At 64.3% G+C, this 22,453-nt stretch carries 19 protein-coding genes, 2 tRNA genes and 1 riboswitch; of the genes, 13 read left to right on the forward strand and 8 right to left on the reverse strand.

Annotated features, from left to right (window positions below):
* Positions 1–122 precede the first annotated feature (122 nt).
* Positions 123–1,319 carry an O-succinylhomoserine sulfhydrylase gene (locus J6595_RS06460; RefSeq protein WP_209593832.1) on the reverse strand — a complete coding sequence of 399 codons (1,197 nt, stop codon included), beginning with the start codon at positions 1,317–1,319 and terminating at the stop codon, positions 123–125.
* 67 nt (positions 1,320–1,386) lie between these two features.
* Positions 1,387–1,464: riboswitch (SAM riboswitch) on the reverse strand.
* Between the two features lie 112 nt (positions 1,465–1,576).
* Here J6595_RS06460 and J6595_RS06465 point away from each other — a divergent pair.
* From J6595_RS06465 to J6595_RS06490, 6 genes are all read left to right on the forward strand, one after another.
* Positions 1,577–2,656 carry a 2'-deoxycytidine 5'-triphosphate deaminase gene (locus J6595_RS06465; protein WP_209593833.1) on the forward strand — a complete coding sequence of 360 codons (1,080 nt, stop codon included), beginning with the start codon at positions 1,577–1,579 and terminating at the stop codon, positions 2,654–2,656.
* Between the two features lie 174 nt (positions 2,657–2,830).
* On the forward strand, positions 2,831–4,153 hold the full coding sequence (locus J6595_RS06470; RefSeq protein WP_209593632.1) for a UDP-glucose dehydrogenase family protein: 1,323 nt from the start codon (positions 2,831–2,833) through the stop codon (positions 4,151–4,153).
* A 118-nt stretch (positions 4,154–4,271) separates the two neighbouring features.
* A tRNA-Pro gene (locus J6595_RS06475) sits at positions 4,272–4,348 on the forward strand.
* Positions 4,349–4,591: 243 nt separating this feature from the next.
* A complete protein-coding gene (gene ppa, locus J6595_RS06480) occupies positions 4,592–5,134 on the forward strand; it encodes an inorganic diphosphatase (protein ID WP_209593633.1) in 543 nt (180 codons plus the stop codon).
* Positions 5,135–5,441: 307 nt separating this feature from the next.
* Positions 5,442–5,518 (forward strand) — tRNA-Met (locus tag J6595_RS06485).
* Between the two features lie 241 nt (positions 5,519–5,759).
* The gene (locus tag J6595_RS06490) at positions 5,760–6,488 is read left to right on the forward strand and encodes an SDR family NAD(P)-dependent oxidoreductase (protein ID WP_209593634.1); all 729 of its coding nucleotides are present in this window, start codon (positions 5,760–5,762) and stop codon (positions 6,486–6,488) included.
* A gap of 28 nt (positions 6,489–6,516) precedes the next feature.
* Here the strand turns inward: J6595_RS06490 and J6595_RS06495 are convergent, their stop codons facing one another.
* Positions 6,517–7,260: a L,D-transpeptidase gene (locus J6595_RS06495; protein ID WP_209593635.1), complete on the reverse strand. Its 744-nt coding sequence runs from the start codon at positions 7,258–7,260 to the stop codon at positions 6,517–6,519.
* 109 nt (positions 7,261–7,369) lie between these two features.
* On the opposite strand from J6595_RS06495, the gene J6595_RS06500 reads away from it, so the two are divergent.
* From J6595_RS06500 to J6595_RS06510, 3 genes are all read left to right on the forward strand, one after another.
* Positions 7,370–8,278, forward strand: a complete 909-nt coding sequence (locus J6595_RS06500) for a LysR family transcriptional regulator (protein WP_209593636.1) — start codon at positions 7,370–7,372, stop codon at positions 8,276–8,278.
* A gap of 211 nt (positions 8,279–8,489) precedes the next feature.
* Positions 8,490–10,025 (forward strand): cryptochrome/photolyase family protein, encoded by a 1,536-nt coding sequence (locus J6595_RS06505; RefSeq protein WP_209593637.1) that lies wholly within the window; start codon positions 8,490–8,492, stop codon positions 10,023–10,025.
* A gap of 264 nt (positions 10,026–10,289) precedes the next feature.
* Complete coding sequence (locus J6595_RS06510) at positions 10,290–10,571, forward strand: usg protein (RefSeq protein ID WP_209593638.1); 282 nt, start codon at positions 10,290–10,292, stop codon at positions 10,569–10,571.
* 33 nt (positions 10,572–10,604) lie between these two features.
* Here the strand turns inward: J6595_RS06510 and J6595_RS06515 are convergent, their stop codons facing one another.
* The 6 genes from J6595_RS06515 to phaC all read right to left on the reverse strand — a co-directional run bounded on the left by J6595_RS06515 (position 10,605) and on the right by phaC (position 17,533).
* A complete protein-coding gene (locus tag J6595_RS06515; protein WP_209593639.1) occupies positions 10,605–11,618 on the reverse strand; it encodes an endonuclease/exonuclease/phosphatase family protein in 1,014 nt (337 codons plus the stop codon).
* A gap of 208 nt (positions 11,619–11,826) precedes the next feature.
* Positions 11,827–12,627 carry a RadC family protein gene (radC, locus tag J6595_RS06520; RefSeq protein ID WP_209593640.1) on the reverse strand — a complete coding sequence of 267 codons (801 nt, stop codon included), beginning with the start codon at positions 12,625–12,627 and terminating at the stop codon, positions 11,827–11,829.
* Positions 12,628–12,636: 9 nt separating this feature from the next.
* Positions 12,637–13,488, reverse strand: coding sequence for a type I methionyl aminopeptidase (gene map / locus J6595_RS06525; protein WP_209593641.1), 852 nt, complete (start codon positions 13,486–13,488; stop codon positions 12,637–12,639).
* Positions 13,485–14,201 carry a DNA/RNA nuclease SfsA gene (gene sfsA, locus J6595_RS06530; RefSeq protein WP_209593642.1) on the reverse strand — a complete coding sequence of 239 codons (717 nt, stop codon included), beginning with the start codon at positions 14,199–14,201 and terminating at the stop codon, positions 13,485–13,487. The genes map and sfsA overlap by 4 nt, the downstream gene beginning before the upstream one ends.
* A gap of 86 nt (positions 14,202–14,287) precedes the next feature.
* The gene (locus tag J6595_RS06535; protein ID WP_209593643.1) at positions 14,288–15,505 is read right to left on the reverse strand and encodes a cytochrome P450; all 1,218 of its coding nucleotides are present in this window, start codon (positions 15,503–15,505) and stop codon (positions 14,288–14,290) included.
* A gap of 192 nt (positions 15,506–15,697) precedes the next feature.
* The gene (gene phaC, locus J6595_RS06540) at positions 15,698–17,533 is read right to left on the reverse strand and encodes a class I poly(R)-hydroxyalkanoic acid synthase (protein ID WP_209593644.1); all 1,836 of its coding nucleotides are present in this window, start codon (positions 17,531–17,533) and stop codon (positions 15,698–15,700) included.
* 224 nt (positions 17,534–17,757) lie between these two features.
* Between phaC and J6595_RS06545 the strand changes: the two genes are divergently transcribed.
* The 4 genes from J6595_RS06545 to glpX all read left to right on the forward strand — a co-directional run bounded on the left by J6595_RS06545 (position 17,758) and on the right by glpX (position 22,422).
* On the forward strand, positions 17,758–18,213 hold the full coding sequence (locus tag J6595_RS06545) for a hypothetical protein (RefSeq protein WP_209593645.1): 456 nt from the start codon (positions 17,758–17,760) through the stop codon (positions 18,211–18,213).
* 63 nt (positions 18,214–18,276) lie between these two features.
* Positions 18,277–19,494 (forward strand): LL-diaminopimelate aminotransferase, encoded by a 1,218-nt coding sequence (locus J6595_RS06550; protein ID WP_209593646.1) that lies wholly within the window; start codon positions 18,277–18,279, stop codon positions 19,492–19,494.
* Positions 19,495–19,636: 142 nt separating this feature from the next.
* Entirely contained in the window at positions 19,637–20,938 is a 1,302-nt protein-coding gene (locus J6595_RS06555; RefSeq protein ID WP_209593647.1) for a homoserine dehydrogenase, read from the forward strand.
* Between the two features lie 488 nt (positions 20,939–21,426).
* The gene (gene glpX, locus J6595_RS06560) at positions 21,427–22,422 is read left to right on the forward strand and encodes a class II fructose-bisphosphatase (RefSeq protein WP_209593834.1); all 996 of its coding nucleotides are present in this window, start codon (positions 21,427–21,429) and stop codon (positions 22,420–22,422) included.
* Positions 22,423–22,453: the final 31 nt, after the last annotated feature.

The raw sequence follows: 22,453 nt of genomic DNA on the forward strand, positions 1-22,453 counted from the left end.
GATGTCGCCCGCCCGCCCTCACTCCGACGTCAGGATGGGAGGCGCAGAGAAGCGAGCTGCTGAATCACCCGGGCTGCCGCATCGAGCAGATTTGACCGTCATTCGCAGAAAGACCGCGGCCCTCAGACCGCCGACAGCGCGGCCTCGATGTCGTCCCACAGATCCTCGACATCCTCGAGCCCGAGCGACAGGCGGATCAGCCCGTCATTGATGCCGAGTTCGGCGCGCGCTTCCGGGGACAGGTTCTTGTGGGTCGTCGTCGCCGGATGGGTGATGATGCTCTTGGCATCGCCGAGATTGTTGGAAATCAGGATGATCTCCAAGGCATTGAGAAAGCGGAAGGCCGCCTCCTTGCCAGCGGCGACGTCGAAAGCGATCAGCGTCGAGCCCGCCGCCATCTGGCGCTTGGCGATGGCATGGTCCGGATGGTCCTCGCGGTGCGGATAGAGCACGCGGGAAATCTCCGGCCGCTCGGCCAGACGATCGGCGAGCGTCGCGGCCGAGGCTGTCTGCTGGGCGACGCGCAGCGGCAGGGTTTCCAGCCCCTTCAGCAGCGTCCAGGCGTTGAAGGGCGATAGCGCCGGGCCGGTGTGGCGGTAGAAATCGTGGAGGTTCTCGTCGATCCAGTCCTTCGACGAGAGGATGATGCCGCCGAGGCAGCGGCCCTGGCCGTCGATGTGCTTCGTCGCCGAATAGACGACGACGTCGGCGCCCAGTTCCAGCGGCTTCTGGTGGATCGGTGTCGCGAAGACGTTGTCGACGACGAGCGTCGCGCCGGCCGCATGGGCGATCTCGGCGACGGCGGCGATGTCGATCACCTCCAGCGTCGGATTGGTCGGCGTCTCCATGAAGAACACCTTGGTGTTCGGACGGACCGCTTGTTGCCACTGGTCGAGGTCGCGGCCGTCGATCAGCGTGCAGTCGACGCCGCAGCGCGCCATCACCGTTTCCACCACGTAGCGGCAGGAGCCGAAGAGAGCGCGCGCCGCGACGATATGGTCGCCGGCCTTCAGCTGGCACTGGATGGCGGAAGCGACGGCGGCCATGCCAGACGCCGTGCCGCGGGCGTCCTCGGCGCCTTCCAGCGCCATCATCCGCTCCTCGAACATGCGGGTCGTCGGATTGGCGTAGCGCGAATAGATGAAGCCCGGCTCCTCGCCCTTGAAGCGGGCCTCGGCCGCCTCGGCGGTCTCGTAGACGAAGCCCTGGGTCAGGAACATCGCCTCGGACATTTCGCCGAAGCCGGAGCGCATCGTGCCGCCATGGACCATCAGGGTCGCGGGCTTGAGGGGCTTCTTGTCATGGGTGCGCTTCAGCATCGTCTGGTCTCCGAACAGCAAAAAACCGGCCCTTGCGATCGCGCAACGCCGGTTCGAAAACATGGTCCCGTCTTCGGAATCGGCCCTTTAGCGAGTTGTTTAACGTGGCTGCAAGCCGGCCGGCCAAATCACCACGATGGGTTTGCAAATAGCTCCGATGGGGTTAGGCGTCAATCCGCGAAAACTTGGGATGCCCCGCGCGCACCGTGCCGGGCAGTGACGATGATGAGAAGGACGGCTCGACGGTGAGCGCTGCAATGCAGGGGATCCTGCCGGATCGGGAAATCGCGAGGCTGTTCGAGGCTGGCGCCCTGTCGGCGACGCGCGAGCGCGACGGTGATCAGATCCAGCCGGCCTCGCTGGATCTGAGGCTCGGCCCCGTCGCCTACCGGGTGCGCGCGAGCTTTCTGCCCGGCGGTTCCCATTCGGTCGACGACAAGCTGAGGCGGTTTGCCCTGCACGAGTTCAGTCTCGAAGGGGGCGCTGTCCTTGAGACCGGCTGCGTCTATGTCGTGCCGCTGCTCGAAGGGCTGGCATTGCCCGATCACGTCAGGGCGACGGCCAATCCGAAATCCTCCACCGGCCGGCTCGACATCTTCACAAGGGTCCTCGCCGACAACGCCCAGGAATTCGACAAGGTGCCGGCCGGCTATCACGGCCCGCTCTATCTGGAAATTTCGCCGCGAACCTTTCCGATCCTGGTGCGCGAGGGCTCGCGCCTGTCGCAGATCCGCTTTCGCTGCGGCGAGCCGACGTTATCTGCGGCCGAACTCGCCGCGCTGCATGAGCGGTCGCGTCTCACCTCCGGCGACAACGCCAACATCTCCGATGCCGGCATCGCCCTTTCGATCGATCTTTCCGGCGAGCCCGGAAGCCTCGTCGGCTATCGCGGCAAACGCCACACAGGGCTCGTCGACGTCGACCGGCGCGCCGCCTATCCGCTGGCCGAGTACTGGGAGCCGATATCGCGGCGCGGCACCGGCGAGCTCGTTCTCGATCCGGACGAATTCTACATCCTCGTCTCCAAGGAAGCGGTGCACGTGCCGCCGGACCACGCGGCGGAAATGACGCCCTTCGACCCGCTTGTGGGCGAATTTCGCGTGCATTATGCCGGCTTCTTCGATCCCGGCTTCGGTCATTCGGCTGCCGGGGGCGCGGGCAGCCGGGCGGTGCTGGAAGTGCGCAGCCACGACGTTCCGTTCATTCTGGAAGACGGCCAGATCGTCGGGCGCCTCGTCTACGAAAAGATGGCGGCCGAGCCGGAACGGCTTTACGGAACGGACCTCGCCTCGAACTATCAGGCTCAGGGGCTGAAACTCTCGAAGCATTTCGTGTGAGTTTTCCGCCTTCTTCTCCTGCGAGCCCGGCGGTCCGACAACCTCTCCGTGAGGCGGGGTTGCACGATTGCCGCGCTTGCCATGCAACACAGGACCGCCGGCAAACTCTGCTTGACTGACAAGCGAAAAGGCATAACGCCTCCGCCGGGGGGTAAAACGTTTAGGATCACAAAAGTGCAGGCACAAACCATCTGTGTGGTCGGGGTCGGCTATGTCGGACTGATTCAAGCCGTCGGACTTGCGAAACTGGGCCTGAAGGTCACCTGCGTCGATCTCGATGCGAGCAAGGTCGCGATGCTGAAGAAAGGCATCCCGCCGATTTTCGAGGACGGGCTCGAGGACGCCCTGCGCGAGGTGATCGCCCGCGGCAATATCGTCTTCACCACCGACATCGGCGAGGCCAGGGACTGCGGACTGTTCTACGTCGCGGTCGGCACGCCCACCAGCGAGCGGACGGGCAATGCCCGGCTGGACTATCTCGATTCCGCCGTCGCCGGCATTGCCGAGATCGCACCTGCCGAGGCCGTCATCGTCGTCAAGTCCACGGTGCCGATCGGCACCTGTGCCGGCCTTCAGGCTCGGCTCGACCGCAATCATCCGGGCAAGGGCCTCGAGATCGTTTCAAACCCGGAGTTCCTGCGCGAGGGAACGGCGCTGAAGGATTTCTTCAATCCCGAGCGGATCGTCATCGGCGGCACCAGCGAGGCCGCGCGGCAGAAGGTGCGCGACAGTTACGCCGCCTTCGAGGATCGCGGCGTGCCGATGATCGTGACCGACACCTCGACCAGCGAGACGATCAAATACGCCGCCAACGCCTTCCTCGCCACCAAGGTCACCTTCATCAACGAGATCTCCGATCTCGTCGAGACGGTGGGCGGCGACATCGATCAGGTCGCAAGGGGCATCGGCCTCGACAGCCGCATCGGTCCGCAATTCCTCAAGGCCGGCCCGGGCTATGGCGGTTCCTGCTTTCCCAAGGACACGCTCGCTCTGGCGACGATCGGCCGGCGTCACGGCGTGCAGCAGCAGATCGTCGAGACGGTCATCCGCATCAATGATTCGCGCCGGTTCCACATCCTCAAGCGGATCGAAGCGGCGATGGGCGACAAGCTTTCGGGCAAGCGCGTTGCTGTCCTGGGCCTCGCCTTCAAGGCCGATACCGACGACGTGCGCGACAGCCCGGCGGTCGATCTCGTCCACGCCCTTCTCGAAGAGGGCGCCGACGTGCAGAGCTTCGATCCGGTGGCAAGGCTTGCCGTCGATCATCGCGGCTACAGCCAGTGCGAGACGATCGCCGAGGCCTGTAAGGGTGTCAGCGCGGTTCTCGTCGCCACGGAATGGGCGGCGTTCAGGACCTTCGACTTCGCCTCGGTCGAGGCGCTGGTCGATCGTCGCTACATTTTCGACATGCGGCGGATCGTCGACATCACCGCGTCCTGGGTGCCGCGCTGGGATATCGAGCGGATCGGCTCGCCGCTGATGCGCGCCAGCGCCTGAACGCCAGCAGGGCAGGGCGATTTCACGCGACGTCGCCCGCCCCTTTCGGATAAAGCGTCCCGGCAGGGCGCGGAAACATCTTGCGTCGGCTGCCCCGTTTGGATAGGCAGTCTCTCGGCGGAGCGTAGCGCAGTCTGGTAGCGCACCTGGATGGGGTCCAGGGGGTCGGAGGTTCGAATCCTCTCGCTCCGACCATTTCCATATTTTTGCGTACGAAGCTGATCTTCGCTCCGGCGGTCCGCGTCGTCTTTGCGGCCTTCGGCCGATCAAGGCCGTTGCTTCGGCGTCGATGCGAAAACATTGCAACGCCAGCGTCCAGCCGGTAAGCAGCCTGCCAGCGGCCACCTGCGCGGTCTGGGCTCATCGGCGTCTCAATCGGACCCGAAAGCCGCGAGAACAGCGTCAGCGGCCGGGTCGATCCAGTTGCAAGGAGCTCTCATGCGTATCGACGCCATCCAGCGCGGCATCAATCCCCCGGAAGACATCAACGTCATCATCGAGGTGCCCGTCGGCGGCCATCCGATCAAATACGAGATGGACAAGGACGCAGGCTGCCTCGTCGTCGACCGGTTTCTCTATACGCCGATGACCTATCCCGGGAACTACGGCTTCGTGCCGCATACGCTTTCCGACGACGGCGATCCGATCGACGTTCTCGTCTGCAACACCCGGCCGCTGTTTCCGGGCTGCGTGATCAATTGCCGGCCGATCGGCGTCCTGGTCATGGAGGACAACAAGGGCCAGGACGAGAAGATCATCGCCGTGCCGTCGCCCGAGCTCACCCAGCGCTATGCCAAGGTGTTCGAGCCCTCGGACATGCCGGAGATCACGCTCAGGCAGATCGAGCACTTCTTCGAGCACTACAAGGATCTCGAACCCGGCAAGTGGGTGAAGATCGGCGATTGGGGCGGCAGTGACATGGCGCGCAAGCTGATCATCGAGGCGGTCGCCCGGGCCGATGCCGAGAAGGCCAAGGCCTGAGCCCAGCGATTCGGCCGGGCCGCTCGTTCGAGAACGGCCCGGCCGCTGCGGCGCCCTGTCGGTGGTGATCGCGGGACCGATTCCCGGCCGAGTGCCTCGCCAGGGCGAAATTCGATCGCCATCTGTCGCCAATTCGAGCTGGAACGATCCTCGGCCCGAAATGCGCAAGCTGATATTATCCAGCCATTTCAGGGGCTTTTGCCGATTTCTGCAAAAAACTCCCGCTGAATGGCCAGACCCCCTTTTCATTCATCCAGCTGTCGCATACATAGCGGTCACCGGCGGCGCAGAGACGCACCGTTGCTGACGCGGGGTGGAGCAGCCCGGTAGCTCGTCAGGCTCATAACCTGAAGGTCAGAGGTTCAAATCCTCTCCCCGCAACCAAGACAAGACGCCCTTTCGAGCATAAGCTCGGGAGGGCGTTTTCTGTTGAAATGCCTGATAGGCGCCCGGCGACACTGCGGCTGCACAGGCGCCATTCGCCGGGTCCCTCGCGCGGGTCGCAAGCAAAGCCGGGCTGACAATTCGCCGCAGCCCGAGCGCAAGTTGCAACCCTTCCAACGCCCTGAAGTTCGCTCTCGATGAGCGGCCGCGTCACGGCTGCGAAAACAGCGAAGGGACAGGCATGGGTCGGCATCTGATCTTCGGAGGCAATGGCGGCGTCGGGCAGGCGATCGCACGGCGACTGACGAAAGCGGGGCACGAGATCGTCCTTTGTGGACGCAATCGCGACGAACTCGGCAAATTGGCCGACGAGCTTTCAGCCGACACGATCTTGTGCGACGTGATGGAGCCGAACGCGATCGCCGATGCGGCGCGCGACATGCCCGATCGCCTCGACGGCTTCGTCTATGCCGTTGGTTCGATCAATCTGAAGCCGTTTCAAAAGGCGAACGCGGAGGACTTCCTCACCGACTTCAGGCTGAATTCCCTCGGTGCCGCTCTCGCCTTCCAGGCGGCGCTGCCGGCGTTGCTGAAGGCGGAAGACGGCGCCAGCGCCTTGTTCTTCTCGACGGTCGCCGTCGAGCAGGGCTTTGCCGCCCACGCCTCGATCGCCATGGCCAAGGGCGCCGTCGTCGGCCTGACGCGCACGCTCGCCACCGAATATGCGCCGAAGATCCGGGTCAACGCGATCGCCCCCTCGCTCGTCGACACGCCGCTCGGCCAGACGGTGGCCGGCAACGAAAAGATGGCGGAGGCCATCGCCAGGATGCACGCGGTGCCGCGTCTCGGCAAACCCGACGACATCGCCGCCATGGCCGAACTCCTCCTCACCGAGTCCGGCTCGTGGATCACCGGTCAGGTGATCGGCGTCGATGGTGGCCGATCGGCGATCCGGGTCATGCGGAGCTAGGCGGGCGAGCCGGCGCATTGGTTCTGGCTCACAGCCCCGCGACACGGTCGTTCATCGGTGCCTGATGAACGACGATCCGGGCATGATAGGGGACGCGCTCGTAAAGGTCGATCACGTCCTGATTGACCAGGCGAACACAGCCCGAGGAATTGGCGCCGCCGATCGTCCACCACTCGGGCGTCCCGTGCAGGCGGTAGAGCGTGTCCTTGCCGTTCTTGAAGATGTAGAGCGCGCGGGCACCCAGCGGATTGGTCACGCCGGGAGCCATGCCGCCGTTTTCGACGGAATAGACTTCAAGCGACGGTTTGCGCGCGATCATCTCGGCAGGAACCTTCCAGCGTGGCCAGTGCTGTCGCCAGTGGATCGCGCCTTCGCCGCCCCATTCGAAACCCGCCCGTCCGATGCCGACCCCGTAGCGCATCGCCATGCCGTCGTTCTCGACGAGATAGAGGAACCGGTTCGGCGTATCGACGACCACCGTACCCGGGGACTCTCCTGTGGGATCGGCAACGCGCTGACGATAGTATTTCCGGTCCATCTTCCAGTAGGGGACGGCAGGCAGCTCGTGGCCACCGTCATTCAGCGCGCCGTAGCGCGTGTCGAGTTCCGCGGTTCGACGAGACGAAGCGAGTGGCTCGGCTGCTGCGACATCGGCCATGGGCTCAGGCTCTAGGGCGGGATTGCGGCCAGCAGTCGAACAGCCGGCGAGGCCGGCGGCGCCGCATGCGACGAGAAAGGATCGCCGCGACAGGGAAATGGGGGTGGTTGTCATGAAGCGCCTCGTTGTGGCTGTCCGTCGAATCGCGGCTTGAGAACATCATCCGGCTGAGATATGAGCAACGGCAATGATGATATGATATTCATAGCTGTTTGGAATGATGATGGACGTCACGGCTGCCTTGCGCGCCTTTGCGCGGACGATCGAGCGCGGTTCCATGACTGGTGCGGCTGCCGATCTCGGCATCAGCCAACCCGCAATTTCCAAGCATCTCGCCAATCTCGAACGACACGTGCAGGCACGGCTTCTCGAGCGCTCGCCGCGCCATGTTCGCGCGACGTCTGCCGGCGAGACGCTCTATGAGGCGACGCGCTCCGGGCTGGCGGCGATCGACGCGGCAATGGAAGGCATTCGGATCGAGGGCGGCGCGATCGAAGGCAAGCTGCGCATCCATGCCCAGACCTGCGTCGGCGGCAAGGTCATCCATCCGATCGTGATGGACTTCCAGCGCGATCATCCCGAGGTGCGCATCGAGCTCGTGCTCGAGAACCGCGCGATCGATCTCGTCTACGACAATTTCGACATGGCAATCCGCTATTCACGGCCGGAGAGCCAGGACGTCGTCATCCGCCGGCTGGGCTTCGTCGAGCGCATTCTCGCGGCGAGCCCGGACTTTCTCGAGCGTGTCGGAGGGATCGACGATCCTTTGAAGCTCGGCGCCGTTCCGCTGGTGACCACCGCTCAGGTGCTTTCGCCGGGACGGTCCCTGACGCTGACGAAGGGCAATGAACAGCATCAGATCCCGGTTCGCCCGTTCCTTCATACCAATGATGCAAATGTCATCCTCAACACATTGCTCACGGGGCATGCCTGCGGTCCGATCCAGGCTCTCTTTGCCGGCGAGGCGTTGAAGGATGGCCGGTTGCGGCGCATCCTCCCGGCATATGAGGTGAAATCGGCGGAAATGATGCTCGCCTATCCCTCGGTGCGCTTCATGCGCCCGGTGGTGCGCGCCTTCGCCGACCGTCTCGTCGAGGAGGTGAAATCGGTGGAGGGTATCGTCTGCCGGTGACCCGAAGGGCTGCGATCGGTCGCACCCGCCACGCCGTCGCTCGCCCTGTCGGACGGTCCTCGCTGACACAGATCTCTTGATAGATGGCGGACACCGGCGTCCGGCCTCAAGCTGATCGGAGACGGGAGCCCCATGCGCTGCTCAAAGATCGACGTCGTTGCCTTCAGCACCCTTCGGGTCTGGAAGACCCGCTCCACGCCAGTCTGATCGGATGGCGACACTTCGGTTCGTGCTTGGCGATCAGCTCAGCCGGGAGCTTTCCTCGCTGAAGGACCTCGAAGAGGGCGACGTCGTCCTGATGTGCGAGGTCGCCGACGAGACCCGTTATGTGCGCCATCACAAGCGCAAGATCGCCTTTCTGTTCGCCGCGATGCGCCATTTCGCGGAAGATCTGCGCGATCGCGGCGTGACAGTCGATTATGTCACGCTCGACGATGGTGACAACACCGGTTCGTTTTCAGGCGAGCTGAAACGGGCGGTGGCGCGCCACTCGCCGGACGCTGTCGTCGTCACCGAGCCCGGCGAGTGGCGGGTCCTGCAGATGATGGAAGACTGGCGCGAGGAGCTGGACGTGCCCGTCGAGATCCGGCCCGACGATCGCTTCGTCTGCAGCCATGAGCGCTTCGAGGCATGGGCCGAGGGGCTGAAGGAACTGCGCATGGAGTTCTTCTATCGCGAGATGCGCAAGGAGACGGGCTATCTCATGGAGGGAGACGGGCCGGTCGAAGGCAAGTGGAATTTCGACCATTCCAATCGCGAGCCGCTGAAACAGGGGATCACGCCGCCGGAACGGCCGACCTATTCCGTCGACGAGATCACGCAGGAGGTGCTCGATCTCGTCGCCGGACGGTTTGGCAATCACTTCGGCAAGCTCGACGACTTCGACTATCCGGTCTCGCGTCGCCAGGCGCTGCATTACCTCAACTGGTTCGTCGACGAGGCGCTGCCGAAATTCGGCACCTATCAGGACGCGATGCGTGAGGGCGCGCCGCTCCTTTTCCACTCCCATCTCTCCGGCCTGATCAATTGCGGGCTGATCGATCCGCGCGAAGCGTGCGATCGCGCCGAGGCGGCCTGGCGCGCGGGCGACGCGCCGATCAATGCGGTGGAGGGCTTCATCCGCCAGATCATCGGCTGGCGGGAATTTGTGCGCGGCGTCTACTGGCGGGAGATGCCGGGTTATGAGCGCTCGAACAAGCTTCTCGCCCAGCGCAAGCTTCCGGACTTCTTCTGGACCGGCGAGACCGAGCTGAACTGTCTTCATCAATGCATCCGCGAGGTCGAGGCGAGCGCCTACAACCATCACATCCAGCGGCTGATGGTGCTTGGCAACTTCTGCCTTCTCTGCGGCTTCGACCCGCGCGAGGTGCAGGAATGGTATCTGACCGTCTATCACGACGCCTATGAATGGGTGGAAATGCCGAATGTCGTCGGCATGATCCTTTATGCCGACGGCGGTCTCTTCGCCTCAAAGCCCTATGCGGCCTCGGCGAACTACATCGACAAGATGTCCGACTATTGCGGCAATTGCCGCTATTCGCCGAAGGTGAAGACCGGCGAGGGCGCCTGTCCGTTCAACCTCCTCTATTGGGACTTCGTCGCCCGCAACGAGGATCGGCTGAAGGGCAATCCTCGGATGAACCGCACCTATGCGACGCTCGAGCGCATGGACGCCGGCAAGGTCGAGACGATCCGCAAGGAGGCGGCCGAATTTCTCGACGGGCTGGTGGCGAGCGGGGATTACTGATTGTCAGCCGACATGCACTTTTGTTGTGCGAAAGCTGCGTCTGCCTTCAAATGCGGCGATTGGTCGCTTGCCAGCCCCCATGCAAAGCGCCTTAACTCGGCAAACCGGCCTTGTTGCGCGACTGCCGGTTAAGGTTCCGTTAACCGACGAGGCGCAGCATCGATGATGTCGATCCACTTGCCCCATGTCTTATGGGACCAGTAGGATCGACACATTCCAAGCGTCGGTCCTTTGCCGGCCGCCGCTCGACGAAGAGGTGTGCCGATGACTGCAAGACCTGTCGACGCTTCGTTCCTCCGGATGCTTGAGGGGCATAGCCTCACGTCGGCGGAAGTTCTTTACCGGATGCCCGATCACCCGACATTGCTGCAGACGTTCTTCTGGCAGTTCGAAGATATGGCGCCGGACTATCCGCGGCTGAAGCGCTTCCTCGACCATTGGGAACGGGAGATCGAGGCGATGATCCACTCCGTCCGGGTCATGCATCGGGGCCTGATCGCGCCCAAGGAGATTCGGCTCGTGAGGGATGGCGGTGAGCTGCACTGAACAACTGGATGTCGTTCCCGGCAGCGTAGAGCCTCAGGCTGGATCGAGTTTGAACGTCGCGCGGACGATGCCGTGATCGCTGGTTCCCGCCTCATGGTCGGGATCGTAGTGAAGATGATCGTTGGCAATGTCGAGCTTCTTGAAGGCCCAGACCCGCTTGCGACTGTTGTCGTAGAGCTCCTGGCTGACGAGGATCTGGTCGAGGGACTCGAAATTGTTCTGGTGGATATGGGTGTAGTAGACGTCGCGGGTCGAGCGGTAGTCCTGCAGTGTCTGGCCGGTATAGAGATCGACGTCGCTGCCGCCCGTGCTCTCGCCCATCAGATAGTTGGGCTGGCCGGTCAGAATGTTCATGGTGTTGGAAAGCGTTCCGTCGTTGATGTCGCCGATGACGATCACCGGTTCGTCCGTGTCTTTCATCAGCTTGGTCAGGTGAACCCGCAGTGCTGCCGACTCGGCGGTACGCCGTATTGTGGATATCGCAGCGCCGATCGCTTCCTGATGAGGCTTGTGCAGCTGGCGATCATACCATTCCTCGCGCGAGATCCAGGTTGGTCCCTTGGACTTGAAATGACAGACGAAGACATGGATCGGGTCGGCCCGCTCGTCCGGCTGAAAGCGGAAACGAAGCACCGGGCGCGAATAGGACCGGAGCGAAACTGCGATGCTTTCGGTCTGCGGATCGTCGCCGCCGCTCTTCAGAATCATTTCGTCCGGAAAATCCCTGATCCATTCCGGCTCGCCGACGAGCATTGAGCGGCGAAGCGCCGCTGCGCACATGATCATGCCGCCGTCGTGGCCCTCCGGCGCCACGGCAACATACTCCGTGTGGAGTCCGGCACCTTCGAGGACCTTCGATAGCGTCTCGGCATGCCAAAGCTCCTGAAAACCCCAGACATCGGCGGGAAGTGTCTGCAGCATCCGGGCAGTGAACACGATTTTGCGATCGTATTCGTCCTGGCTCCAACCAGCGCGGCCATACATTTCGAGACCGGGCTCGTTGAGATTTCGCAGATTGAAGGTGGCGATGCTGAAGGTCTTGGCCATTGCGATCTCGCCTCTGCAAACCCGTGCTCACCGCAGCAGCGTCGCACTCAAGCATGACGAGTTTAATACAATTTCAGGTGATGCTTTTTGGCGGTTGCACGCTGGGGAGGGCAGCTTTTCGCAGGTCTTCAACTATCGCGGATGCCGCGCGACAGCCTCGCCGGCTACGGGAACGATGCGCGACGGACCGGATTGGAACCCCCGAAAGTCAGATCAGCCGTAGCCCCTTCAGGCTGGCATGGCCGTTCTTGCCGATGATGATGTGATCGTGAACCGAGATCCCCAGGGACTTCGCCGTCTCGATGATCGTCTTGGTCATCTCGATGTCGGCGCGTGACGGCGTCGGGTCGCCGGAGGGGTGATTATGGACGAGGATGATCGCGGTCGCGTTCAGCTCCAGCGCCCGGCGCACCACCTCGCGCGGATAGACCGGCGTGTGGTCGACGGTGCCGGTTCCCTGCACCTCGTCGGCGATGAGGGCGTTCTTCTTGTCGAGGAAGAGGATGCGGAACTGCTCGCGGGCCTCGTGGGCCATCTGCGCCGTGCAGTAGTCGATCACCGCCGCCCAGGATGACAGCACTTCGCGTTGCCTCACGGCCGAGCGCATCGCCCGCCGGTTGATCGCCGCGACGATGGCGATGTCGAGCGCGACGGCATGCTTGACGCCGGGCACTTCCGTCAGCCGCCGATGCGGCGCGCCGAGCACCTCGGAAAGCGAGCCGAAGCGGGCAATCAGCGCCTTGGCGATCGGTTTGACGTCCCGGCGCGGGATGGTGCGGAATAGGATGAGTTCGAGCAGTTCGTAATCGGCGAGGGCGTCGGCGCCGGCATTGGCGAAGCGCTCGCGCAGCCGGTCGCGGTGGCCGTCGTGATGACGCGGGGCGCTTGCCTCGCCGGGTTTGGTGTCGGCCTTGCGGGGCACGCGCTCCGGCCGCTCTTCGAGCCCGAACAGGCCGCTGCGTCGTGCCTCGGGCGCTGCGTCGTCGTCGTTTCCGCCGGAAGACGCCATCGCCCCTGCCTATTCGGCCGTCGCCGGATCGCGCTTGAAATCGATGCCGGGCGTGTCGAGCCCGCCGGGCGAATAGGTGAAGACCTCGCAGCCGTCCTCGGTCACGCCCAGCGTGTGCTCGTATTGGGCCGAGAGCGTGCGGTCCCGCGTCACGGCGGTCCAGCCGTCATTGAGGATCTTCACATGCGGGCGGCCGAGATTGATCATCGGCTCGATGGTGAAGATCATGCCGGGTTTCATCTCCGGGCCTTCGCCGCGGCGGCCGTAATGCAGGATGTTCGGCGCGTCATGGAAGAGCTTGCCGACGCCGTGGCCGCAGAAGTCGCGAACCACCGAGCAGCGTTCACCCTCGGCATAGGTCTGGATCGCATGGCCGATATCGCCGATATGGCCGCCGGGCTTCACGGCGTCGATGCCGAGGAGAAGCGAGCGGTAGGTCACCTCGCAAAGCCGCTCGGCGGCGCGCTTCAGCTTGCCGACCGGATACATGCGCGAGGAATCGCCGTGCCAGCCGTCGACGATCAGGGTGACGTCGATATTGACGATGTCGCCTTCCTTCAGCGGCTTGTCGTTCGGCACGCCGTGGCAGACGACGTGATTGATCGAGGTGCAAACGCTTTTCGTATAGCCGCGATAGTTCAGCGTCGCCGGAACGGCGCCGTTCGCCATGGCGAAATCATAGACGAAATCGTCCAGCGTCTGGGTGAGGGCGCCGGGAAAGACGAGTTCGGCCAGACCGTCGAGGCAGCGGGCCGTGAGCTGGCAGGCCCGGCGCATGCCCTCGAACGCGTCGGGACCATAGATCCTGATGGCGCCGGTGTTGCGGATCGGGTTCGCCTCGGCCTCGAGATAGGTTGTCATGGCAGCTTCGTTTCGACGATCGGAAGGGGTGTCACAGGAGTGATCCCGTTCAGGCTGATGTCGCACCGAACGGCGTAGGCTTCAACCCCTCGTCGCCGCGCCTCGGCAAAGCCGGCCGCATAGGCGGGATCGAGATCGGCGGCAAAGGCCAGCCGGTCGCAGTCGGATCGCTGGACGACATAGAGCATCACGGCCCGGTTGCCGGCCCGGGTTTCGGCGGCGAGATCGAGGAGGTGCCTGGCGCCTCTGGTCGTCACGCAATCGGGGAATTCGGCAAGGCCGGGAGTGCGCATGAGGTGGACGTTCTTCACCTCGACATAGACCGGCCTGCCGGCTGCCTCCTGATAAAGAAGATCGACGCGCGAATTCGCCTGATAGCGCACTTCGCGGCGGGCCGGTCCGAGGTCCGCCAAGGCAGGCACGAGCCCGGCGGCGATCGCCTCCTCGGCAATGCGGTTGGGAAGCGAGGTGTTGATGCCGACGAGCGTGCCGTCCGCCTCGACGATCTCCAGCGTCAGCGGAAGCTTGCGTTTCAGATTGGCCGAGCGCGACAGCCAGACGCGCGAGCCCGGCGCCTTCAGCCCGATCATCGCCCCAGGATCGGGGCAATGGACGGTAACCGGCTCGTCCTCGCCGTCGATGACGACGTCGGCGAGGAAGCGCTTGTAGCGCTGGATCAGGCGGCCGGGGATCAGCGGGGAGGGAAACAGCATGGCCGGCGGGTAGCCTCTCGGCCCCCGCCGGTCAATTCCGAGGAGCGGCCCGCGAACAGGAAGGCCAGTGCGGGCATCAGACGGCCTCAGTCGATCCGAACCTTCATCGGCGAGATTTGCCTGATGCCGCCGAAGCCAGACATCGTCGCTGCTTCCACCAGAGCGATCTGCGGCGCGTTTTCGGCGAGCGCTGCAAGACCCTCCCGGATTTCCAGCCTTGCCAGCATCTCGCCGATGCATCGATGGGGCCCGCTGCCGAAGACCGGATGGATGCGTGGATGGTCCGTGCGGTGGATGTCGAACCTGTCGGGCTCGGCGTAGAGCATCGGATCGCGAAGGGCCGACAGTGTGCTCAGCTTGATGACGGTGCCGGACGGCAGCAAGACGCCGTCGATTTCGAGCGGAGCGACGGTCAGGCGCGTGATCGTGCCGACCGGGGGTTCGTAGCGCAACGCCTCGTTCACCGCGCCTGGAATGAGCGAGGCGTCTTCCCCTACCGCCCGCCACTGCCGGGGATGCTGCAGAAGCAGGGACACCAGCATGGCAAAGCCTGCCCGCGTCGTATCCGTGCCGCCGATCACCAGGGCGATGACCTGCTGGACGAGGCTGTCGAAGGTGATCAGCGGATTTGCCGCCCAATCCTTGACAACCGTCGACAGCAGATCTCCTGCCGGAGAGTGCAATCGATTGCGCAGTTCGTCGCTGACATAGGCGGAAAGCTCCGATGCCGCCGCTTCGATCACCGGGTGAGCGGCGTGGGGGTAGACCGGGGAGATCGCCAGGGCGAGGTCTGCGACCAGCTTGGCGAAATAGGTCGCGTCGCTCAGTGGCAGCCCGAGAATGCTTGCGATCATCTCGGACGGCAGGCGCGCCGCCATCGCCTCGACGAAGTCGAAGGTCTCGCCCCGCGGCAACTCCGCGACGATCCTGTCGGCCACGGCGCGGATGTCGTCCGTCTTGTCCCGCATGGTCTTGGACGAGAAGGCTCGGGCGAAGAGGCTGCGTTTGGCCCTGTGCGACGCGCCGTTGCCGAAGACGAAGATCTCCGTGAGGAAGCGCGACACGGCCCCGGCCGGAACCTTGTGGAGCTGCGCATAGGCCGGGCCATCGATCTGCTCGGTGCGCGGATCGGCGAGCAGGGCGAGCACGTCTTGCGCCCGCAGCGCCAGGACGTAGCTGTCGCCGAGCTCGACGATCGCATGATCGGCGCGAAGATGCGCCAGATACGAGTGTGGCTCCCTCATCAGGGCGATAGGGTTTACCCGCAACGGGGCATTGCGGGCGGGGTCGAGTTGCGTGGCCATGAGTCTGATCCTGTAACGGATGGTTGCGATGGCCTATCGCTTGCGGCAGTTCGGGGTCGTCGTGCAGTGATCTCGATCACCGCGAATGTCGGTGGTGTGGGAATGACAGCGGGCTGGTTCAGCGCGCGAGCGGACGCCGCCGCCGGGCAATCGCAGGCGGCATGATCCTGTCGTTTCCGGGCAGTCCGGCGCTTACGCCTTGATCTTCACGTAGCGCCCCGGCGCGTCCTCGATGGGCTTCAGCTTGCGGCCGCCGGGCTTTCTCGCCTTGACCTGGTCGCCCGACAGCGGCGTCAGCCATTCCAGCCAGTGGCCCCACCACGAACCGGGCGTTTCCTTCGCTGCCAGCAGCCAGTCTTCATACGAGCCGGTATCCTTCGGCGCTGGCCCGGTCCAGAACTGGTACTTGTTCTTGGCCGGCGGGTTGACGACGCCGGCGATGTGTCCGGAGCCGGTCAAGACGAAGTCGACCTTCGAGCCGAAGGCGCCGCAACCCCGGTAGACCGAGCGGGCCGGGGCGATGTGGTCGTCCTTGGTGGCGAGATTGTAGATCGGCATGGTGACCCTGGAGAGGTCGAGCCGGACGCCGCCGATCTCCATCTTGCCGCGCGACAGCCGGTTCTCATGGTAGCAGTTCCGCAGATAGAACAGGTGGTTGGCCTTCGGCATCCGCGTCGAATCGGCGTTCCAGTAGAGAAGGTCAAAGGGCAGGGGTTCCTTGCCGCGCAGATAGTTGTTGACGAAATAGGGCCAGATGAGATCGCCGGAGCGTAGCAGGTTGAAGGCCGTCGCCATCTGCGAACCCTCCAGATAGCCCTTCTGCTCCATCGATTTCTCCAGCGTCTTCAGCTGGGTCTCGTCGACGAAGACCTTCAAATCGCCGGCATGGGTGAAATCGATCTGGGTGGTGAGGAAGGTGGTGGAGGTGATGCGCTCGTCGCCGCCGGCCTTGAAATAGGCCAGCGAGGCGCCGAGCAGCGTGCCGCCGACGCAGTAGCCGACGGCGTTCACTTCCTTCTCGCCCGTCGCCTGTTCGACCGTGTCGAGGCCGAAGCGGATGCCCTCCTCGATATAGGCGTGCCAGTCCTTGTCGGCATGGCGCTCGTCGGGGTTGACCCAGGACACGACGAAGACCGTCAGCCCCTGTTCCACCGCCCAGCCGATGAAGGATTTTTCCGGGTTGAGGTCGAGAATGTAGAACTTGTTGATCCAGGGCGGCACGATCATCAGCGGGCGCTTGAACACCGTCTCGGTCGTCGGTGCGTACTGGATGATCTGGCACAGCTCGTTTTCGGCGACGACCTTGCCGGGCGACACCGCCATGTCGCGGCCGACCTCGTATTTCGAATAGTCCGACTGGCGCAGCTTCAGATTGCCGTTGCCGGCCGACATGTCCTCGGCGAACATCTTCATGCCCTTGACGAGATTGGCGCCGTTGGAGGCGACCGTCTCGCGGTACAGCTCCGGATTGGTCATGACGAAGTTGGAGGGCGCCAGAGCGTTGGAGATCTGGCGGACGTAAAAGGCGGCCTTCTGGCGTGTGTGCGGATCGAGCCCGTCGGCGCGCTCCACGAGATCGTCGGCCCAGCGGGTGGTGAGGAGATAGGTCTCCTTGATGAAGTCGAAGAACAGGTGCTGGTTCCAGCCGTCGCCGGCAAAGCGTTTGTCGCCATTCGGAGCGTTGATCGGCGTTTCCGGCACGTCGCCCGCAAGCTTGCGGATCGAGTTGTTCCAGACGGTCATATAGCTGGCGAAGAGGTTGGTCTGCGCCTCCATCGCCCGCGCCGGGTCTGTCATCCAGTATTCGGAGACCTTGGACAGAGTCTGGATGACCTCCGACATCTGCATCGGACTGCTTTCGACGACCTCACCCTTCTCTCGCGGGCCGACCCAGGCGGCTGCGGCCTTGCCGATCTGCTCCAGCATGCGCGCCATGTTGAGGCCGAAAGCCTCCGGATCCTTGACCACGAAGTCCTCCGCGCCTGCCTCGTTCGCGCAGTTTTCCGGCTTTTTCGCTTTGGTGGCCATGGTCGTTCGTCCTCCCTGGATTTCCGGCTGTCTCGGCCACGTTCTGCGGCGCGGCTCGTTGCTGAACGAGTGCAGGTTCGGTTCCAAGCGCTTTTATTGCAACGGCGACATGAAACGAACGCTGTCTTCTTTGTAATTGCACTATCTGTGGGATATGACACAGCGATCGCGGAATTGAAGCGGCCGGAGCGCAGATGGCCGGTCGTTGGGAAGGCAAGAGCGGGATGATCGGTTTGATCGCGCCTCGGGTGATGGCGGCAGTTGCGATGGCAGGCCTCGTGTCGGGCTGCCAGTCGGCCTATGACGAGGCGGTTTCGCCGCAAGCCGTCGCCTATCAGCGCGTCGCGCCCGACGGTCGCTCCGGGCAGCGACTGGGGCCGGACGGCTATCCGCTGCTCGGCGCCTATCCCAACAGCGCTGCGCGCCAAGTCGACGACGCGACGGTCACGGCACAGGAGCGGCGCGCCGCGGCCATTGCCAGCCGTCGCAAGGGCACGCTGTCGACGCGCAGCTACGACGCCGAGATTGCCCGCATGCAGCGGGTGAAGCGCCGGCAGGCCGAGGAGGTCGATACCGCGCTCGCGCAGAAACCGAGCGGCAACGCCGTGCGCGTCGGCACCCAGGCCAAGCCGAGCCGATCGCCCGACGACGTGCTGCGCGAGATCCAGTCCAGCCAGTAATTCGCGGGCTCGAGCGTCGTTACAAGAATGATTTCCCGGCATGGCGCCGGAGGACGAGAAACGATGGAAGAATTTCACAAAGTCCGGCGTCTGCCGCCTTACGTCTTCGAGGAAGTCAACCGCCTGAAGGCGGCCGCGCGGGCCGGCGGTGCCGACATCATCGATCTCGGCATGGGCAATCCCGATCTGCCGACGCCGCAATTCGTCGTCGACAAGATGTGCGAGGTCATCCAGGACCAGCGCACGCACCGCTATTCGGCGTCGAAGGGCATCGCCGGGCTGAGGCGTGCCCAGGCGGCCTATTACAAGCGTCGATTCGGGGTGACGCTCGATCCGGCCAGGCAGATCGTGGCGACGCTCGGCTCGAAGGAGGGCTTCGCCAACATGGCCCAGGCGATCACCGCGCCGGGCGACGTGGTGCTGTGCCCCAACCCGACCTATCCGATCCACGCCTTCGGCTTCCTGATGGCCGGTGGCACGATTCGCGCGATCCCCGCCAAGCCCGATCGCGACTTCTTCGCCGCGATCGACCGTGCGGTGCGCCACTCGATCCCCAAGCCGATCGCGATCATCCTGAACTATCCGTCCAATCCGACGGCCTATGTCGCCGATCTCGATTTTTATCGCGAGATCGTCGATTTCGCCCGCAAGAACGAGATCGTCGTCCTGTCCGATCTCGCCTATGCCGAGATCTATTTCGACGACGCGCCGCCGCCTTCGATCCTTGAGGTCGAGGGGGCGATGGACGTCGCGGTCGAGTTCACCTCCATGTCGAAGACCTTCTCCATGCCGGGCTGGCGCATCGGCTTTGCCGTCGGCAACGAGCGGCTGATCGCGGCGCTCGCCAGGGTCAAGTCCTATCTCGACTACGGCGCCTTCACGCCGATTCAGGTCGCGGCGACGGCAGCCCTCAACGGCGGCGAGGCGGCGATCGACGAGGTGCGGGCGATCTATCGCAAGCGCCGCGACGTTCTGGTCGATTCCTTCGGCCGCGCCGGCTGGGACGTGCCGCCGCCGGCTTCGACCATGTTCGCTTGGGCGCCGATCCCGCCGGCCTATCGCCATCTCGGCTCGCTCGAATTCTCCAAGCTCCTCATCGAAGAGGCGCAGGTCGCCGTCGCGCCGGGGATCGGCTTTGGCGAGCATGGCGACGATCATGTGCGCATCGCCCTCGTCGAAAACGAGCACCGGATCCGTCAGGCCGCACGCAACATCCGCCGCTTCCTTGCGTCCGGCGGCGAAGCGGGGCAGAACGTCGTTTCCCTGCGGGCGCAGTCCTGAAGCGCTGCGCCGAGGGCTCGACGGGTCGGTCGGAAACGGTCCTGCTGGGCCACCTTTCCGGCCACTGAAAATGCTATTGCCGCATGATGTCGTCGGGCTGGCCTTGTCCGGTCCCCGCACCATGCCTTGAGACGGATATGTCATGAAAACCGAATTGCGGCTGGGCATTGCCGGGCTTGGCACTGTCGGCGCGAATGTCGCGCAGCTGATCGAGCGCAAGGCCGACGTTCTGGCCGAGCGGGTTGGTCGCGACCTCAGGATCACCGCCATCTCCGCCCGTGACCGCAGCCGCAACCGGGGCTTCGACACGCATGGCATGCAGTGGTTCGATGATCCGGTGGCGCTGGCGCGGGAAGCTAAAATCGACGCTTTCGTCGAACTGATCGGCGGCTCCGAGGGGATCCCTCTTCAAGCGGTCGAGGCGGCCCTGAAGCGCGGTATTCCGGTCGTCACCGCCAACAAGGCTCTGCTTGCCCATCATGGCGTCGCACTTGCAAAGCTTGCCACCGAAAACGGAACCGAGCTGCTGTTCGAGGCGGCCGTCGCCGGTGGCATCCCGGTCATCAAGACCATGCGGGAGGCGCTTTCGGGCAACGACGTCAGCCGCGTCTACGGCATCCTCAATGGCACGTGCAACTACATACTGACACGTATGGAGAAAGAGGGAATCGGCTTCGACGCCTGTCTGCGCGACGCTCAGGCCCTCGGCTATGCCGAAGCTGATCCGACCTTCGACATCGGCGGCTACGACGCCGCCCACAAGCTGGCGATCCTCACTTCGCTTGCCTTCGGAACGGAGATCTCGCTCGAGAGCATCTTCATCGAAGGGATATCGAAGATCTCGATCGACGACATCACGGCCGCCCAAGAACTCGGCTACCGGATCAAGCTGCTTGCCGTTGCGGTCCGCACCGACAGCGGCATCGAGCAGCGCGTCCATCCGGCGATGATCCCGGCGCGCTCGTCGCTCGCCCAGGTCGACGGTGTGACCAATGCCGTGGCAATCGACTCCGATCTTCTCGGGTCGATCCTGCTGGCGGGGCCCGGGGCCGGCGGGGCCGCGACGGCGTCTGCCGTCCTGTCGGACGTCATGGACGTTGCCGGCGGCTTCGTGCCGCCGACGCTCGGTCTGCCGCCGTCGCGGCTGCAGCCCTATCAGCGGGCGAGAATGCGCGCCCATGAGGGCGGCTACTACATTCGCCTGGCGGTCTACGACCGCGTCGGGGCATTCGCCTCGATCGCCAACCGGATGGCCGAAAACAGCATTTCGCTGGAATCCATCGTCCAGCGCAAGGCGGACCACAAGGGCGAGGGGACGGCACCGGTGGTGCTGGTCACCCATGAGACGACCGAAGCGGCGATCAGAAGCGCCCTCGAAGCGCTTTCGCGCGACGGGTATCTGTCCGGCGAGCCGCAGATGATTCGGATCGAAGATCTCGAGTGACCGGCTGTCGGCTGCCGCCGGGCGCTGGCTGCCGACTGTGACCCCGCTCCGCCTATCGCGCGTTTGCCGCCTCGCGCGTCGCAGCCGTCGCATCGCGGAGCGATCGGACCGGGCGGTCCTGACATCGGCGTGACATGCGATTGGCGCATATCGGCGGCCGATCCTGGCGCCGCGGGGCAGGAGGCTCGCAAGTTCCTGGCGTTACGGCCCGGGGGCGATGGTCGCAGAACGGCCCGTCATCGGGATTGCGTCGAGGCCGGCGCCGAGATCCGCGATCCGCTCGCAAAATCAGGATTTTAGGCGAAGTTTCGACTATGATGGTCTGATGGGTGGCTCGCGCCCGTTGGCATGGAAACGTCGAAATTTCGCCAGGCAACGGACGATCGAAGGCAATTGGCGGCGATCTCTGCTACAGCACGGAGCGCTCTGCCCGAGACCGGGCCAGACGAATTGGGCCAGACAAAGAGCAAATCACGGTGACCGGGACCATGGCCGACATCAGCGACAATCTGAACCGCGTCCTCTCTCTCGAACTAGCCCGTGTCACGGAGCAGGCGGCGATCGCTGCTGCGCGCCTGCGCGGCCGGGGGGATGAGAAGGCGGCCGATCAGGCGGCGGTCGATGCGATGCGACAGGCGCTGAACCAGATCGATGTCGAGGGCACGGTCGTCATCGGTGAGGGCGAGCGCGACGAGGCCCCGATGCTCTATATCGGCGAAAAGGTCGGTAAGGGCGGCCTTGCCGTCGACATCGCGCTCGATCCCCTCGAGGGCACGACGGTCTGTGCAAAGAACCTTCCCAATTCGCTGGCGGTCGTCGCGATGGCCGAGCGCGGCAGCCTGCTCAATGCGCCCGACGTCTATATGGAAAAGATCGCGGTCGGCCCCGGCTATCCGAAGGGCGTCGTCGACCTGTCGCGTTCGCCCCGCGAAAATCTTCAGGCCCTCGCCGACGCAAAATCCGTGAAGGTCGCCGATCTGACCGCCTGCATTCTCGACAGGCCCCGTCATGCCGCGCTGATCGCAGCGGTGCGCGAGGCCGGCGCTGCGATCCGGCTGATCGGCGACGGCGACGTGGCGGGCGTGATCCACACGACCGATCCCGAAGAGACCGGTATCGACATCTATATGGGCATCGGCGGCGCTCCCGAGGGCGTCCTCGCGGCGGCAGCGCTGCGCTGTACGGGCGGTCAGATGCAGGGCCGGTTGCAGCTCAACACCATCGACAAGCGCGTCAGGGCCGAGCGCATGGGGGTCGGCGACCCGGACAAGATCTACACCGCCGAGGAGATGGCCTCGGGCAACGTCATTTTCGCGGCCACCGGCGTCACCGACGGCAACCTGCTCGACGGCGTGCGCTTCTATCGCGACCGGGTGACCACCCACACGCTCCTGATGCGCTCGTTCTCACGCACCATCCGCGAGGTGCGGGCCCACCACCATGTGAGCGATCTCGCCGATGGCACATCGCAGGACGGCGGCTGAGCTCGCGGCCGGTTTGCGGTCCGCGCTGCAG

The sequence above is a fragment of the Jiella mangrovi genome (genome assembly GCF_017815135.1).
Lineage (GTDB): Bacteria > Pseudomonadota > Alphaproteobacteria > Rhizobiales > Rhizobiaceae > Jiella > Jiella mangrovi.